Origin of the sequence: Giesbergeria anulus, assembly GCF_900111115.1 — a bacterium.
GTDB lineage: Bacteria > Pseudomonadota > Gammaproteobacteria > Burkholderiales > Burkholderiaceae_C > Simplicispira > Simplicispira anulus.
Genome location: NZ_FOGD01000001.1, coordinates 425702 through 440365, shown reverse-complemented (window position 1 = coordinate 440365; position 14664 = coordinate 425702). Strand labels below are relative to the sequence as shown.

Genomic DNA, 14664 nt, shown 5'->3' with positions numbered 1-14664 from the left:
AGCCATGCAGCTTGCTGAAATCTCTATCCGCCGCCCAGTATTGGCTACGGTGTTGTCACTGTTGGTCTTGTTGATTGGCGCGGTCAGCTTTACCCGCTTATCGGTGCGCGAATATCCCAAAATTGACGAGCCGGTGGTCACGGTTAGTGTCTCCTATGCGGGTGCTTCCGCCGAGGTGATTGAATCGCAAGTCACCAAACCGCTAGAGGATTCCATTGCGGGCATTGATGCGGTCGATGTCATCACCTCGATTAGCCGGGCCGAGCGCAGCCAAATTTCGGTGCGTTTCCGTCTCGAAAAAGATGCCGACAACGCCGCCGCCGAAGTGCGCGACCGCACGGCACGGGTGCGCAGCCGCTTGCCTGCCGATGTGGACGAGCCGGTGATCGCCAAGGTCGAGGCCGATGCCTTTCCGGTGATGTGGTTGGCCTTTAGCAGCGATACGCGCACGCCGCTAGAGATCAATGACCTGCTCAACCGCATCGTCAAGCCCCGGTTGCAAACCGTGACCGGTGTGGCCGATGTGCCGATTTATGGTGAGCGCCGTTATGCCATGCGTGTTTGGTTAGACCCACAGCGGCTGGCGGGCTATAGCCTCACGCCGCAGGATGTAGAAGACGCCATCCGGCGCAACAACCTAGAACTGCCTGCTGGGCGCATTGAATCGCAGCAACGCGAGTTCAGTGTGACTTCGCAGACCAATCTGGTGCAGCCCGAGCAGTTTGCCAACATTGTGGTGCGTACCGTCAATGGCTTTCCGGTGCGCCTGCGCGACGTGGCCAATGTAGAAGAAGGCCCAGCCAGCGACCGCAGCAAAGTGCGGCTCAATGGCCGCGAGGCGATCTCGGTGGGCATCATCCGCCAAGCCACGGCCAACCCGTTGGAGTTGTCAGCCGGTGTGCGCGCCATGTTGCCGACGTTGCAGGCTGATTTGCCCGCTGACGTCAAAGTGGAGGTAGCCAATGACAACTCCATTTTTATCGACCGCTCGGTGAAAAGCGTTTACCAGACCATTGTGGAAGCGGTGGTGTTGGTGGCGCTGGTGATTTTCGTTTTCTTGCGCACGCTGCGTGCGTCCATCATTCCTATCATCACCATTCCGGTCAGTTTGGTGGGTACCTTTGCGCTGATGCAGTGGGCCGGGTTTTCCATCAACACTCTGACCTTGTTGGCCTTGGTGCTGGCGATTGGTTTGGTGGTGGACGATGCCATCGTCATGTTAGAGAACATCTACCGCCATATTGAGGAAGGCATGGAGCCGTTTGCGGCGGCTATCAAGGGAGCGCACGAAATCGGCTTTGCGATTGTCGCCATGACCCTGACCTTGGTGGCGGTGTATGCGCCACTGGCTTTTACGCCGGGGCGCACCGGGCGCTTGTTTGTCGAGTTTGCGCTGGCGCTGGCCGGTGCTGTGCTGGTGTCGGGCTTTGTCGCCTTAACGCTGTCGCCCATGATGTGCTCGCTGCTGCTCAAGCACAACCCGCAGCCGCACTGGTTTGACCGCACGATGGAGCGCGGCTTGACGGCGTTGTCGCAAGCCTATGCACGGCTGCTGCGCTGGTTGCTTACGGCCCGTTATCGGGGGGCGGGGGCTATGGGGGCTGCCTGTTTGCAGGCTCGTTGGTTGGTGTTGGCACTGATGGCTGCGAGTGCCCTGACCTTGTGGTGGGTATACCCACAAATGAAGCAAGAACTCTCGCCATTAGAGGATCGTGGCACGATTGTCGCCAATATCACCGCGCCCGATGGGGCCACGCTCGACTACACGAATCGCTATGCGCTAGAACTAGAGCAGATAGGCCGCGATTACCCAGAGTTTGACCGCATCTTTGCCAACATTGGCAACCCTACTGTGTCCCAAGGCAGCGTGGTTTATCGCACGGTCGATTGGGAGCAGCGCAGCCGCAGCACGCTCGATCTTGCCCGGCAATTACAGCCGCGCCTCGCGGGCTTGCCGGGGGTGAACGCCTTTCCCATCACGCCGCCTTCTTTGGGCCAGGGGTTTCGTTCTAGGCCGCTGCACTATGTGATTCAAACCTCAGACAGTTACGAGAATCTCAGTGCTGTGGCCGAGCAAGTGCTGGCTGAAATGGCGAAAAATCCGGGCATCCTGTCGCCCGATGTCGATTTGCGCCTGAACAAACCCGAACTGCGCATTGATGTGAATCGAGAGCGGGCCGCCGATTTGGGTGTCAATGTGGATGTCGTGGCTAAGGCCATTGAAACCATGTTGGGCGGGCGTACCGTTACCCGCTACAAACGCGATGCCGAACAATACGATGTGATAGTGCAAACACAACCCAGTGGCCGCACCACGCCTGAGGATATTGATAGCATCTACGTGCGCGGCCAAAAGGAGGCGATGATTCCGCTGTCGGCCTTAGTGACCGTGCGCGAGAGCGTCAGCCCGCGTGAACTGAACCACTTTGGTCAGCGCCGTTCGGCCACCATCACCGCCAATCTGGCTCCTGACTATGCTTTGGGCGAAGCACTGGCCTTTATGGATGCCACGGCAACGCGGGTGCTCAAACCCGGTTACACCACCGATTTGAATGGTACCTCGCGCGAATTCAAAAACTCACAAGGGGCGCTGGGCTTGGTGTTTGTGCTGGCGCTGGTGTTCATTTTTTTAGTGCTGGCAGCGCAGTTTGAAAGCTTTATCGATCCGCTGGTCATCATGGTGTCCGTGCCGCTGTCGGTGGTCGGGGCCTTGCTGGCCTTGCGCTGGAGCGGCGGCTCACTCAACGTCTATTCACAAATTGGTTTGATTACGCTGGTGGGCTTGATTACCAAGCATGGCATCCTGATCGTTGAATTTACCAACCAACTGCGCCAGCAGGGGCTGGAGATGGTCGATGCACTGGTACAAGCCTCGGCGCAGCGCCTGCGCCCCATTTTGATGACTACGGGCGCTATGGTGCTCGGTGCGGTACCTTTGGCTTTAGCTAGTGGGGCTGGGGCCGAAACCCGTACGCAAATTGGCTGGGTGATCGTCGGCGGCATGGGTTTGGGCACAGTGTTGACCATTTTTGTCGTGCCTACTTTGTATGCCCTGCTGGCCCGTGCTGCTGCGCCCGGTGCTAGGCGCTAAGAAAAATCCGACCGCAGCGGCTATAGCGCTCCGGTCGGATGGATAAGACCAGCGTTGCAAAACGCTCAGGGCTTATTTTTGCGTCAGTACCCAAGCCACCAGTTTCTTGGCTTCAGCATCATTGACTTGTGGGTTAGCGGGCATGGGCACAGGACCCCAAACGCCGCCACCACCCTTGATGACTTTGGCGGCCAGCTTGTCTACGGCGGTCTTGTCACCCTTGTATTTGGCGGCCACCTCCTTGTAAGCGGGGCCGACCAGCTTTTTGTCTACGGCATGGCAAGCCATGCAATTTTTGGCAGTGGCCAGTGCCTGATCGGCAAAGGCAGGCGCGGCAGCAGACAGCGCCAAGGCAAGCAAAGTCAAAGAGCGTTTCATAGTGGAGCTTTCTTCGGGTTGGGTTACATTGTTTCAATGCGATGGCAATTGTATTGGTATGCGATGGCAGCGCCCTGTTGTACGGTGCTCATCTGACGAAGGATTTACCATGTACCTGTTGATGTTAGGAATTGCACTGGTCTTGCTCAAGTACCTAGAGGTCGGGCCGGTAGCACAGTGGTCGTGGTTGTGGGTGTTGTCGCCCTTTGGTTTGACGCTATTGTGGTGGGGTTGGGCAGACTCTTCTGGCTACACCAAGCGCAAGGCGATGGAAAAAATCGATCAGCGCAAGCAAGACCGCCTCAACAAGCAGAAGGAAAATTTGGGTATGCGCCCCAACAAGCCACGCTAACCAGATGCCAGCAGGGTGGGGATGGCTGGGACATAATCCAGCAGCATCTGCGGATGGATGCGCCCAACTTCCCAGAAAAATTCTCATGCCTGTTTACCGTTCCAAAACCTCCACCGCTGGCCGCAACATGGCCGGTGCCCGTTCGCTCTGGCGTGCCACTGGCATGAAAGATGCCGACTTTCAAAAGCCCATCATTGCGGTGGTCAACTCGTTCACGCAGTTTGTGCCCGGCCACGTCCACCTCAAAGACTTGGGCCAACTGGTAGCGCGTGAGATCGAGGCTGCTGGTGGCGTAGCCAAAGAGTTCAACACCATTGCCGTCGATGATGGCATTGCGATGGGCCACGACGGCATGTTGTACTCCCTGCCCAGCCGCGACATCATTGCCGACTCGGTCGAGTACATGGTCAATGCCCATTGCGCTGATGCGATGGTGTGCATCTCCAACTGCGACAAAATCACCCCCGGTATGCTGATGGCCGCCATGCGCCTGAACATTCCGGTGGTGTTTGTCTCTGGCGGCCCGATGGAAGCGGGCAAGGTGCAACTGAGCAAGCCCGGCAGCAAAACCATCGAGATCAAAAAACTCGATTTGATTGACGCCATGGTCATGGCCGCCGATGACAAGGTGTCAGACGCCGATGTGGCCGAAGTAGAGCGCTCGGCCTGCCCCACCTGCGGCTCTTGCTCTGGCATGTTCACCGCCAACTCCATGAACTGCCTGACCGAGGCGCTGGGCCTGTCCCTGCCCGGCAACGGCACCGTGGTGGCTACCCATGCCGACCGTGAGCAATTGTTCAAACGCGCTGGGCATTTGATTGTCGAGTTGGCGCAGCGCTACTACGAAGGCAACGAAGAAACCGTGTTGCCGCGCGCCATTGGCTTTAAAGCCTTTGAAAACGCCATCACGCTCGACATTGCGATGGGCGGCTCGACCAACACCATCTTGCACTTGCTGGCCATTGCCCAAGAGGCCGAGATTGCCTTCACCATGAAGGACATTGATCGCTTGTCCCTGCAAGTGCCACAGTTGTGCAAGGTGGCTCCCAACACCAACAAGTACCACATTGAAGACGTTCACCGCGCTGGTGGCATCATGGCTATTTTGGGCGAGTTAGACCGCGCCGGTAAGCTGCATACCGATGTGCCCACCATCCACAGCAAAACTTTGGGCGATGCCCTCAAGCAGTGGGACATTTTGCAAACCGCTGACGAGGCCGTGAAAACCTTTTACATGGCTGGCCCCGGTGGCGTGCCTACGCAAACTGCCTTTAGCCAGTCGGTGCGCTGGCCCAGCTTGGATACCGATCGTGCTGAAGGCTGCATCCGTTCGTCTGAGCACGCCTTCTCGCAAGAAGGCGGCTTGGCCGTGCTGCATGGCAACATCGCACTCGATGGTTGCGTGGTCAAAACCGCTGGCGTCGATGATGAACTGTTGGTGTTTGAAGGCCCTGCCCATGTGACTGAAAGCCAAGACGAAGCCGTGGCCAATATCCTGAGCGACAAGGTCAAGGCTGGTGATGTGGTGATCGTGCGCTACGAAGGCCCCAAAGGCGGCCCCGGTATGCAAGAAATGCTCTACCCCACCAGTTATATCAAGTCCAAAGGCTTGGGCAAAGCCTGTGCCTTGCTTACCGATGGGCGTTTTTCTGGTGGCACGTCGGGCTTGTCGATTGGTCACTGCTCGCCAGAGGCTGCCGCAGGCGGTGCGATTGGCTTGGTGCGCAATGGCGACCGCATTTGTATCGACATCCCGAACCGCCGCATTGATGTGCTGCTCAGTGATGAAGTGCTGGCTCAACGCCGCGCTGAACAAGAGGTCAAGGGCTGGAAGCCTGAGCAGCCACGCCCGCGCAAGGTGTCGGCTGCTCTCAAAGCCTATGCCAAGCTAGTAACTTCGGCCGACAAGGGTGCGGTGCGCGACGTCTCCCTGCTTGACGACTAATGGCGTTGGCTCCCAAGGCCCGAAAGGGCTTGGGGGGCTACGCTGCTGAGATGCTGCCGAAGCGCCCGGCGTGGATGTCGCTCAAGGCTTGGCGGATTTCTTGCTGTGTGTTCATCACCACCGGGCCGTATTGCACAATCGGCTCGTTCAAGGGGCGGCCTGCTATCAGCAGCAGTTGGGCATCTTCGGATGCCTCGATCAGCACGCCATCGGTGCCCGGCATGTTGTCCAAAATAGCCATGCGTTGCGTGGGCACAGCTTGCCCCGCAATCGTCACCTGTCCTCGATACACATAGACAAAAGCGTTGTGCTCGGCGGGCAAGGGGTGGGCAAATGCGGCCCCTGCGGGCAGATGCACGTCTAAATACAGCGCTTGGGTACTGGCCCGCACTACGGCACCGGTCACACCGTGGCTGTTACCGGCAATCACCGTGACGGCTGCCCCGGCTGTGGTTTGGTAGCGTGGCAGTGCTTGGTTGCTGAAATCTTTGTACCAAGGCGTACACATTTTTTCGGTGCTGGGCAGGTTGAGCCAGAGCTGAAAGCCCTCCATGACACCATCTTTTTGTTGCGGGATTTCGGAGTGCATCACGCCGCTGCCAGCGGTCATCCATTGCACATCGCCGCTTTGCAGCAAGCCCTCGTGCCCAGCACTGTCGCGGTGCAGCATACAGCCACTGAGCATATAGGTGATGGTTTCAAAACCCCGGTGTGGATGCTCTGGAAACCCGGCAATGTAATCATCGGGGTTATCGCTGCCAAAGGCGTCTAGCATCAGGTAGGGGTCGAGGCGGCGTTGCAGATTTTGCGTCAACACCCGTGTGAGCTTGACCCCAGCCCCGTCAGAGGTGGGGTGGCCGATGATGAGTTGTTCAACGCTGCGGGGTGTGGCAGGCCAAGGGGTATCGGTGATGTGCAGCATGGTCGTGGGGTGTGGATGGAGGATGCTGGTTACTGTACGGGAAGCAGTGCTTACTGATAAGTGGCAAAAATAGACAACACTGTTCCAATCCTGAACACGTTACGGCCATGATGGCGCGTTTTTACCAAAGATAAGCCTATGCTCAAAATGAAAAAATTTAAATACCTGATTCTCTTGATCGTTGGAGGATATTTGCTGGTTTGTGCTTATATGTATAGCCAGCAAGGAAAGCTGCTTTACCATCCAGATCAGCATAGTACGGATGCTCTCATTCAGGCGGTGGCAGCACTGCCTGTTGGTTCCAAAGTAGATCAGAAACACCATGCTATTGTGGTGGAGCCAGCGCAGCAACCCAGCCAAGGCACGGTTATTTTTTACCACGGCAATGCAGGCAGCGCTTGGAAATATCTGCACTACCATAAAGTATTCAATGCGATGGGCTATCGCATGGTACTGGCCGAGTACCCCGGATTTGGTTGGCGCTTGGGTCAGCCCAATGAGCATCAAATGGTGGACGAGGGCGTGGCACTCTACAGCCATTGGCGTCACATGACGCCAGAAAATCAGCCGGTGATCTTGGTAGGAAAATCTTTGGGTACTGGTGTGGCCGTACAAGTAGCCGCTCAAGCCAGTATGCCACCGAGCAAGTTGGTTTTATTAACACCCTTTAGCAGTATCACCGAAGTGGCTGCGCAAAAATACTGGATGCTGCCGGTGCGCTGGTTGCTCAAGGACACTTTTGAATCAGCACAGCATTTGCTAGATTATGCAGGCCCAGTCAGTATACTGATTGCGGGAAAAGATGAAGTGATTGGCCCACAAACCGGATTGCAATTATTGGCGCAGGCCAAAAAACGTGGCCCGGCAGAGGTCATGCTCATCGCTGATGCAGATCACAATAGCTGGATGGCGCAGCTTACCGCGCCCCAATGGGGGCAATTGCTGCATTGATCCGGATTGCACACAAGCCGGGCACAATGGCACTATGCTGATTTACCCCGACATCAACCCTGTGGCCCTGCAATTGGGGCCGGTGGCCATCCACTGGTATGGCCTGACTTACTTGGCAGCGTTTGGCCTGTTCCTGTTTTTGGGCAGTCTGCGCCTGCGCCATGCGCCGTTTGTGCATATCTCCGGGCCTGGGGCTTGGTCACGCAAAGATGTCGAAGACATCCTGTTTCTGGGCGTGATGGGCGTAATTTTGGGTGGGCGGCTCGGTTACTGCCTGTTCTACAAACCCGGCTACTATGCTACCCATCCGCTAGAAATCTTGGCCATCTGGCAGGGAGGTATGAGTTTTCACGGCGGCATGTTGGGGGTGGTGGCCTCTATGGTTTGGTTTGCGCGCTCGCGCCAGCGCCCTTGGTTGCAAGTGGCCGATTTTGTCGCCCCTTGCGTGCCCACTGGGCTGGCGGCTGGGCGGGTAGGCAACTTTATCAATGGTGAGCTGTGGGGGCGTTTTGCCAGCCCCGATTTGCCTTGGGGCATGGTGTTTGCCCATAGCGGGTCTTTGCAACCGCGCCATCCGTCGCAGATTTACCAGTTTCTGCTGGAGGGGCTGTTGCTGTTTGTCTTGCTCTGGCTCTATGCCCGACGCCAGCGTCGTCAGGGGCAGGTGGCTGCCGCATTTTTGCTAGGCTATGGCCTGCTGCGCTTTGTGGCTGAATTTTTCCGCGAGCCTGACAGCTTTTTGGGCTTGCTACCCTTGGGTATGAGTATGGGGCAGTGGCTGTGTTTGCCGATGATTCTGGGCGGTATCGGCCTGTGGTGGTGGGCGCAGCAGCACACTGACACCATTCGCAGGTAGTCAGAATTTTCTCTGGTCTGTATTGTGTATCCTTTGTGCAGCCCATAAATTTCATAAGCTGTTTTGGGTTTAGAGGAGGTGTTACATGACAACTGCTACCGATTGGCTAGCCCGTGGTGTTTCGCGTTTGCGTTCTGGGGCATCAGATACGGCCAGTGTGAATGAGACCGCTGCGCCTACGCGCCCACCTGCACCACCGCGCAGTACCCACGAGCGCTTGCAAGCTACTTTGCGGCGCGGTCAAGAGGCGCTCACACCCAGAGCCTTGCGCAAATTGTTGGCTGATTTGCAAGCGGCAGCTGCCGTGCAGGTCAGCGATGTCGAGGGTGCCCGCCATGCCCAGACCGTGATGGTCTGGTATGCCAATGCCTCCCCCGAAGAGCGGGGCGACCTTTGGTCGCTGCTGTGTGAGCAATTTGTTTCCGATCCAGCGCGGGTGCAGGCAGCCCGTCAAGCTTATGAAGTGGCCCTAGGCACAGAGGAGCAGGCACAGGCCGAAATCGCCTTGCGCCGTGCCTTGGTGTCGCCACGAACGCGGCTGTTGCAGCGTTTTGCCGTGTTTGCTGGCGGTATGCGTTTTTTGCTCGACTTGCGCGCTGAACTGCTGCCCCGGCTCAAGGCCGACAAGCGTTTGCTGGCGCTGGACGCCGATTTAGAGCAGCTCTTTTCCACTTGGTTTGATGTGGCCTTTTTGGAGTTGCGCCGCTTGTCTTGGGACTCTCCCGCATCGCTGCTAGAAAAGCTCATCCAATACGAGGCCGTGCACGACATCCGCAGTTGGAGTGATCTCAAAAACCGCCTCGATAGCGACCGGCGTTGCTACGGTTTTTTCCATCCCAATCTGCCCAATGAACCACTGATTTTTGTCGAAGTAGCATTGGTGGATCGCCTGTCCGATTGCATCACCCCCTTGCTCGATGAAACGGCAGCTCCCGCAGACATCCATCGTGCCAGCACCGCTATTTTTTATTCCATCAGCAACACCCAAGTCGGGCTGCGCGGCGTCAGCTTTGGCGACTCTTTGATTAAACACGTCGTAGAGACGCTATCGGCAGAGTTTCCGCGTTTGCGTACCTTTGCCACGCTTTCCCCCATTCCGGGGCTGCGTGCTTGGTTGGGCAAGCAGGCCGATGCAAGGTTGCAAGCACTGACGGAAAAACGCCGCACCGAGCTGGCGCGAGCCTTGGGGCTGGAGTCAGCGCAAGCCTTGGAGGCCACACATCTTCTGGCCGCTTTAGACAAGCCTTTGGCAGTAGAGGCTAAATCACCGCTAGGCCAATGGCTGTTGCAGTGTGCAGCCTACTACCTGACACAGGAGCTACAAGCGGGCAAACCCCTTGACCCCGTGGCCCGCTTTCACTTGGGCAATGGTGCCCGTGTCGAGCGGCTCAATTGGGCGGGTGATCCGTCTGCCAAGGGCATCAAGCAATCCTATGGCCTGATGGTCAACTATCTCTACGACCTCAAGCGCATTGATAAGCACCGCAGCTTGCTGGCCCAAGGGCGCGTGGCCGCCTCGCGCGAGGTTGAGAGCCTGTGCCGGGGCTGAGGGCTTGGTTTAACGCAGTACCAGCACCGGCACGTGCGAATGGGTTAAGACGTGCTGGGTTTCGCTTCCCAGCAGCAGCCGCTGTATGCCCTTGCGGCCATGCGAGGCCATGACGATCAAATCGCATTCGTGCTTTTTGGCGGCGGCAATGATGGCTTCAGCTACCAAGTCAGATTTGGCCAGCACCGGCTGCACGGTCACGCCCTGTGCTGCGCCATCGGCCTTGATCTTTTCGATCAAACTGTGGGCGGCGTCATCCCACTGCTTTTCGATGCGCTCAATGTCTTGGGCATCCACAGGCAAGCCGCCCTCAAAATAGCTGCGCGGATAGCGTGGCACCACCTTCAGGGCAATCACGCTGGCACCCGCCAAGGCCGCCAGTGACAGGCCGCTCTGTACGGCTTTTTCAGAAAGCTCGGAACCATCGGTGGCAATCAAAATACATTGGTACATGCAAAATCCTCTCAAAAAACCATGCCTGCAGCTGTACTAGGCCAGTAGGGAAAATAACGCAGGCGGGGCAGTATGGCACGCAAAAGGGGTAAGCTCGCTGCATGTCCACGAATTCCGAGAATGCCTTTGCACCGGGTCATGCCGCTGATGGTGCAGCGGCAGGCAGCACCCTCCATGCGCTGTTAGATGATCCCCAAGAGTGGCCCGCCTTTGGGCGTCCCTGTACCGAGTTGGCGGCCCCAGCTGGCCCTGAGAGTGGCCCGTGGGAGTCCCATGTCGTGCTGGAGGGTATGCACTGCGCCGCCTGCGCCCTGACCATCGAAGATGCCTTGCAGTCTGTTCCGGGAGTGATGCAGGCAGAAGTCAGTGCAGCTACCCAGCGTGCGCGTGTGGTTTGGCAGCCGTGCCGAGTATTGCCTTCGCAATGGGTGGCTGCGGTGCGCAAAGCGGGTTATGGCGCGCTGCCCGCCATGGATGCTTTGGCCCGCGAGCAGCGTCGGCGTGAAAACCGCCGCGCCCTGTGGCGCTGGCTGGTGGCAGGCTTTTGCATGATGCAGGTGATGATGTATGCGTGGCCTGCCTATGTCGCGGCCCCCGGTGATCTCACGCTAGAGATGGAAACGTTGTTGCGCTGGGCTTCTTGGGTAATTTCGCTGCCTGTAGTGTTGTTTGCCTGTGGGCCATTCTTTACCAGCGCCCTGCGCGATATCCGTCAGCGCCGCGTGAGCATGGATTTGCCCGTGGCTTTGGGCATGGTGATTACCTTTGTCGTCAGTACGGCAGGCACATTCGATCCGTCCGGGCCGTTTGGGCGTGAGGTGTTTTTTGACTCCCTCACCATGTTTGTCTTTTTCCTGCTCACGGGGCGTTGGCTGGAGTTGCGCCTGCGCGACCGCACCGCCGGTGCCCTAGAGGCAGTCATGAACCGCCTGCCCGACAGCGTGGAGCGGCGCAACCCGGATGGCAGTTTTGAGCGGGTAGCGGTGCGCCGTCTGGTGGCCGGAGACACCGTGCGCGTGCTACCGGGAGAGGCTTTTCCTGCCGATGGGCAGATTGTTTCAGGTCAAACTCTGGCCGATGAGGCCCTGTTAACTGGCGAGTCCACCCCAGTGCTGCGCACCGAAGGCAGCATGGTCACGGCAGGCAGCTACAACCTGCAATCAGCGGTGCTGGTGCTGGTGCAGGGTACCGGGGCTGCTACCAGATTTGGTCAGATTGTGGCCTTGATGGAAAGTGCATCCTTGCAAAAACCGCGTCTCGCCCAACTGGCAGACAAAGTAGCACGGCCTTTTCTGGTGGCGGTGCTGCTGGCCGCTGGCGCGGCTGCACTGTGGTGGTGGCCTACCGATCCGGCCCATGCTTTGATGGTGGCCGTGGCCGTGCTGATCGTTACCTGCCCCTGCGCTTTGTCTTTGGCTACGCCGGTGGCGATGCTGTCTGCGGCAGGCGCTTTGGCGCGCCAAGGGGTCTTGGTGCGCAATTTGCAAGGGCTAGAAGCGCTGGCAAGTGTCGATACACTGGTGTTTGATAAAACTGGCACCCTGACCCGTGATGGCATGTGGGTCTCTGGGGTGCATCCAGTGGCTGGGCTGTCTGAGGCCGATGCGCTGGCGCTGGCGGCGGCATTGGCGTGCCATTCCCTGCATCCGGTGTCCCGCGCTGTGGTAACTAAGGCCGAGGGCTTACCAACGCCGTCGCGCTGGCAGGTCTCTGAGGTACAAGAATCCATAGGGCACGGCCTGACAGCATGGGTACACGATACCCAAGGCCAGTGGCCTGCCAGTCGGGTCTTGTTGGGGTCTGAGCGCCATACCCAAGCACCCATTGCAAAAGATGCTGTGCTCCAGCAGGTGTATTTAGTGCGTCAGCCAGAAAATGCTGCCCCTGTGGAGTTGGCCCGATTCGATTTGGCCGAAGACTTGCGCGCTGAAGCTGCTGGTGCTGTGCGTGCCTTGGCGGCTGCTGGCATTGCTGTGCAGTTGCTTTCTGGTGACCAAGAGGCTGCCGTGGCCCGTGTGGCGTCGCAGTCTGGCATCAGCTTGTGGCGTGCTGGTTGCACACCCCAAGACAAATTGGAAACCCTCCAAACCCTGCAAGCCCAAGGGCGGCATGTGGTCATGGTGGGTGATGGTCTCAATGATGGGCCAGTGCTTGCCGGGGCCCATGTGTCTTTTGCCTTTGGTAAGTCGGTGGCGCTGGCACAATCGAAGGCTGATTTCGTCGTTTTGGGGGATCAGCTTTGGCTGGTTCCCCAGACGGTGTTGCTGGCACGCCGCACCTTGCGTGTGGTGCGTCAGAACCTGTGGTGGGCAGCAGGCTATAACGCTTTGAGCGTACCGCTGGCCGTGGCCGGATACATGCCTGCCTGGCTGGCTGGGCTGGGAATGGCATTGAGCTCGCTCCTCGTGGTGCTCAATGCCGCTCGTCTTTCCTTGCCTTTGCCGTCGCTGGAGCCTCCAGTGGCTGCTGTGCAGCCCACTGCCCATGCAGTTGTTTAACCGATGGAGGGCGTTCTGTGGACATCCTGTATTTGCTCGTTCCCTTGTCTGTGGTGTTGGTGTTGATGATCTTGCTGGGTCTGTGGTGGGCGGTCTACCGTGGACAGTTTGAAAACATCGAGCAAGAAGGCGAGCGTATTCTTCGCGACAATTGACTTGACCACTGTCAAAGACATCACGCCTTCTCCGGTTATTATTCTCCCTGAAATCAAGAGGTGCACTATGGATATACCGAAACAAGCAGATGCTGCGCACTACAACGACACCGTTGTGCGGCAGTTTTCTATCATGACCGTGGTCTGGGGGGTGGTTGGCATGCTGGTTGGCGTCATCATCGCCGCCCAGCTTGCGTGGCCCGAACTCAACTTTGGCATCCCGTGGCTTACATATGGCCGCTTACGCCCACTGCATACCAATGCAGTGATTTTTGCTTTTGGCGGCAGCGCGCTGTTTGCCACTAGCTACTATGTGGTGCAACGCACCTGCCAAGTGCGCCTGTTTGCTGGCCCACTGGCTTCCTTTACCTTCTGGGGCTGGCAGTTGGTCATTTTGGCCGCTGCTATCAGCTTGCCTCTGGGTTACACCCAAGGTAAAGAGTATGCCGAACTCGAATGGCCCATTGACATTCTGATCGCTGTGGTCTGGGTGTCTTATGCCATCGTTTTCTTTGGCACGGTCGGCATTCGCAAAGTGCGCCACATTTATGTGGCCAACTGGTTCTACGGTGCCTTCATCTTGGCCGTGGCTGTGTTGCACATCGTCAACAGTGCTGCTATTCCTGCTGGCATGATGAAGAGCTACTCGGCTTACGCTGGTGTGCAAGATGCTATGGTGCAGTGGTGGTATGGTCACAATGCGGTGGGTTTCTTCCTGACCGCTGGTTTCTTGGGCATGATGTATTACTTCATCCCCAAGCAGGCAGGCCGTCCAGTCTACAGCTATCGCTTGTCTATCGTTCACTTCTGGGCGCTGATCTTCACTTACATGTGGGCTGGCCCACACCATCTGCACTACACAGCGTTGCCCGACTGGACGCAATCGGTGGGTATGGTGTTCTCCCTGATTCTGTTGGCTCCCAGCTGGGGCGGCATGATCAACGGTATCATGACTTTGTCTGGCGCTTGGCACAAACTGCGTGACGATCCCGTCTTGCGTTTCCTGATCGTCTCGCTGTCGTTCTACGGTATGTCTACCTTTGAAGGCCCCATGATGGCCATCAAGACGGTCAACGCCCTGAGCCACTACACCGACTGGACTGTCGGTCACGTCCATGCAGGTGCCCTGGGTTGGGTCGGCTTGGTCACGATGGGTTCCATGTACTACTTGGTTCCCCGTTTGTTTGGCAAAGAAAAAATGCACTCCGTCAAGGCCGTTGAAGTCCACTTCTGGTTGGCCACGATTGGTATCGTGCTCTACATTGCTGCAATGTGGATTGCTGGTGTGATGCAAGGTCTGATGTGGCGTGCGGTCAATGCCGACGGCACCCTGACTTACACCTTCGTTGAAGGCGTTAAGGCTACCTATCCGTTCTATGTGATCCGCTTTACAGGTGGCGTGCTTTACCTCACAGGTATGGTCATGATGCTCTGGAACGTTGTCATGACGGCGACTTCCGGTCGTTCCGTTACGGTGGCCATTCCTGCCGTGCAGCCAGCCCACGCTTGAGTAT

At 57.6% G+C, this 14664-nt stretch carries 12 protein-coding genes; 9 read left to right on the top strand and 3 right to left on the bottom strand.

All coding sequences use genetic code 11. The features are described from left to right. Positions 1–4 precede the first annotated feature (4 nt). Complete coding sequence (locus tag BMX55_RS02020) at positions 5–3091, top strand: efflux RND transporter permease subunit (protein ID WP_091451958.1); 3087 nt, start codon at positions 5–7, stop codon at positions 3089–3091. 72 nt (positions 3092–3163) lie between these two features. Here BMX55_RS02020 and BMX55_RS02015 read toward each other — a convergent pair whose 3' ends face one another. Beyond that, a complete protein-coding gene (locus BMX55_RS02015) occupies positions 3164–3469 on the bottom strand; it encodes a c-type cytochrome (protein WP_091451953.1) in 306 nt (101 codons plus the stop codon). Positions 3470–3578: 109 nt separating this feature from the next. On the opposite strand from BMX55_RS02015, the gene BMX55_RS02010 reads away from it, so the two are divergent. Both BMX55_RS02010 and ilvD read left to right on the top strand, forming a co-directional pair. Then, on the top strand, positions 3579–3821 hold the full coding sequence (locus BMX55_RS02010) for a TIGR04438 family Trp-rich protein (RefSeq protein ID WP_091451949.1): 243 nt from the start codon (positions 3579–3581) through the stop codon (positions 3819–3821). 85 nt (positions 3822–3906) lie between these two features. Continuing rightward, on the top strand, positions 3907–5766 hold the full coding sequence (gene ilvD / locus BMX55_RS02005; RefSeq protein ID WP_091451946.1) for a dihydroxy-acid dehydratase: 1860 nt from the start codon (positions 3907–3909) through the stop codon (positions 5764–5766). 37 nt (positions 5767–5803) lie between these two features. Here the strand turns inward: ilvD and BMX55_RS02000 are convergent, their stop codons facing one another. Continuing rightward, the gene (locus tag BMX55_RS02000) at positions 5804–6688 is read right to left on the bottom strand and encodes a pirin family protein (RefSeq protein WP_091451944.1); all 885 of its coding nucleotides are present in this window, start codon (positions 6686–6688) and stop codon (positions 5804–5806) included. 147 nt (positions 6689–6835) lie between these two features. Between BMX55_RS02000 and BMX55_RS01995 the strand changes: the two genes are divergently transcribed. From BMX55_RS01995 to BMX55_RS01985, 3 genes are all read left to right on the top strand, one after another. After that, positions 6836–7639: an alpha/beta hydrolase gene (locus BMX55_RS01995; protein WP_177172799.1), complete on the top strand. Its 804-nt coding sequence runs from the start codon at positions 6836–6838 to the stop codon at positions 7637–7639. A gap of 34 nt (positions 7640–7673) precedes the next feature. Further along, positions 7674–8495 (top strand): prolipoprotein diacylglyceryl transferase, encoded by an 822-nt coding sequence (gene lgt / locus BMX55_RS01990; RefSeq protein WP_091451938.1) that lies wholly within the window; start codon positions 7674–7676, stop codon positions 8493–8495. 85 nt (positions 8496–8580) lie between these two features. After that, a complete protein-coding gene (locus BMX55_RS01985) occupies positions 8581–10044 on the top strand; it encodes a malonyl-CoA decarboxylase (protein ID WP_091451936.1) in 1464 nt (487 codons plus the stop codon). A gap of 9 nt (positions 10045–10053) precedes the next feature. Here BMX55_RS01985 and BMX55_RS01980 read toward each other — a convergent pair whose 3' ends face one another. After that, positions 10054–10497, bottom strand: a complete 444-nt coding sequence (locus BMX55_RS01980; protein ID WP_091451934.1) for a universal stress protein — start codon at positions 10495–10497, stop codon at positions 10054–10056. Between the two features lie 101 nt (positions 10498–10598). Here BMX55_RS01980 and BMX55_RS01975 point away from each other — a divergent pair, with 101 nt between their 5' ends. The 3 genes from BMX55_RS01975 (at position 10599) to ccoN (ending at position 14660) form a co-directional block, all read left to right on the top strand. After that, positions 10599–12995, top strand: coding sequence for a heavy metal translocating P-type ATPase (locus BMX55_RS01975; protein ID WP_091451930.1), 2397 nt, complete (start codon positions 10599–10601; stop codon positions 12993–12995). A gap of 17 nt (positions 12996–13012) precedes the next feature. Continuing rightward, complete coding sequence (gene ccoS / locus BMX55_RS01970) at positions 13013–13150, top strand: cbb3-type cytochrome oxidase assembly protein CcoS (protein ID WP_091451927.1); 138 nt, start codon at positions 13013–13015, stop codon at positions 13148–13150. Positions 13151–13217: 67 nt separating this feature from the next. Next, on the top strand, positions 13218–14660 hold the full coding sequence (ccoN, locus tag BMX55_RS01965) for a cytochrome-c oxidase, cbb3-type subunit I (protein WP_091451924.1): 1443 nt from the start codon (positions 13218–13220) through the stop codon (positions 14658–14660). Positions 14661–14664: the final 4 nt, after the last annotated feature.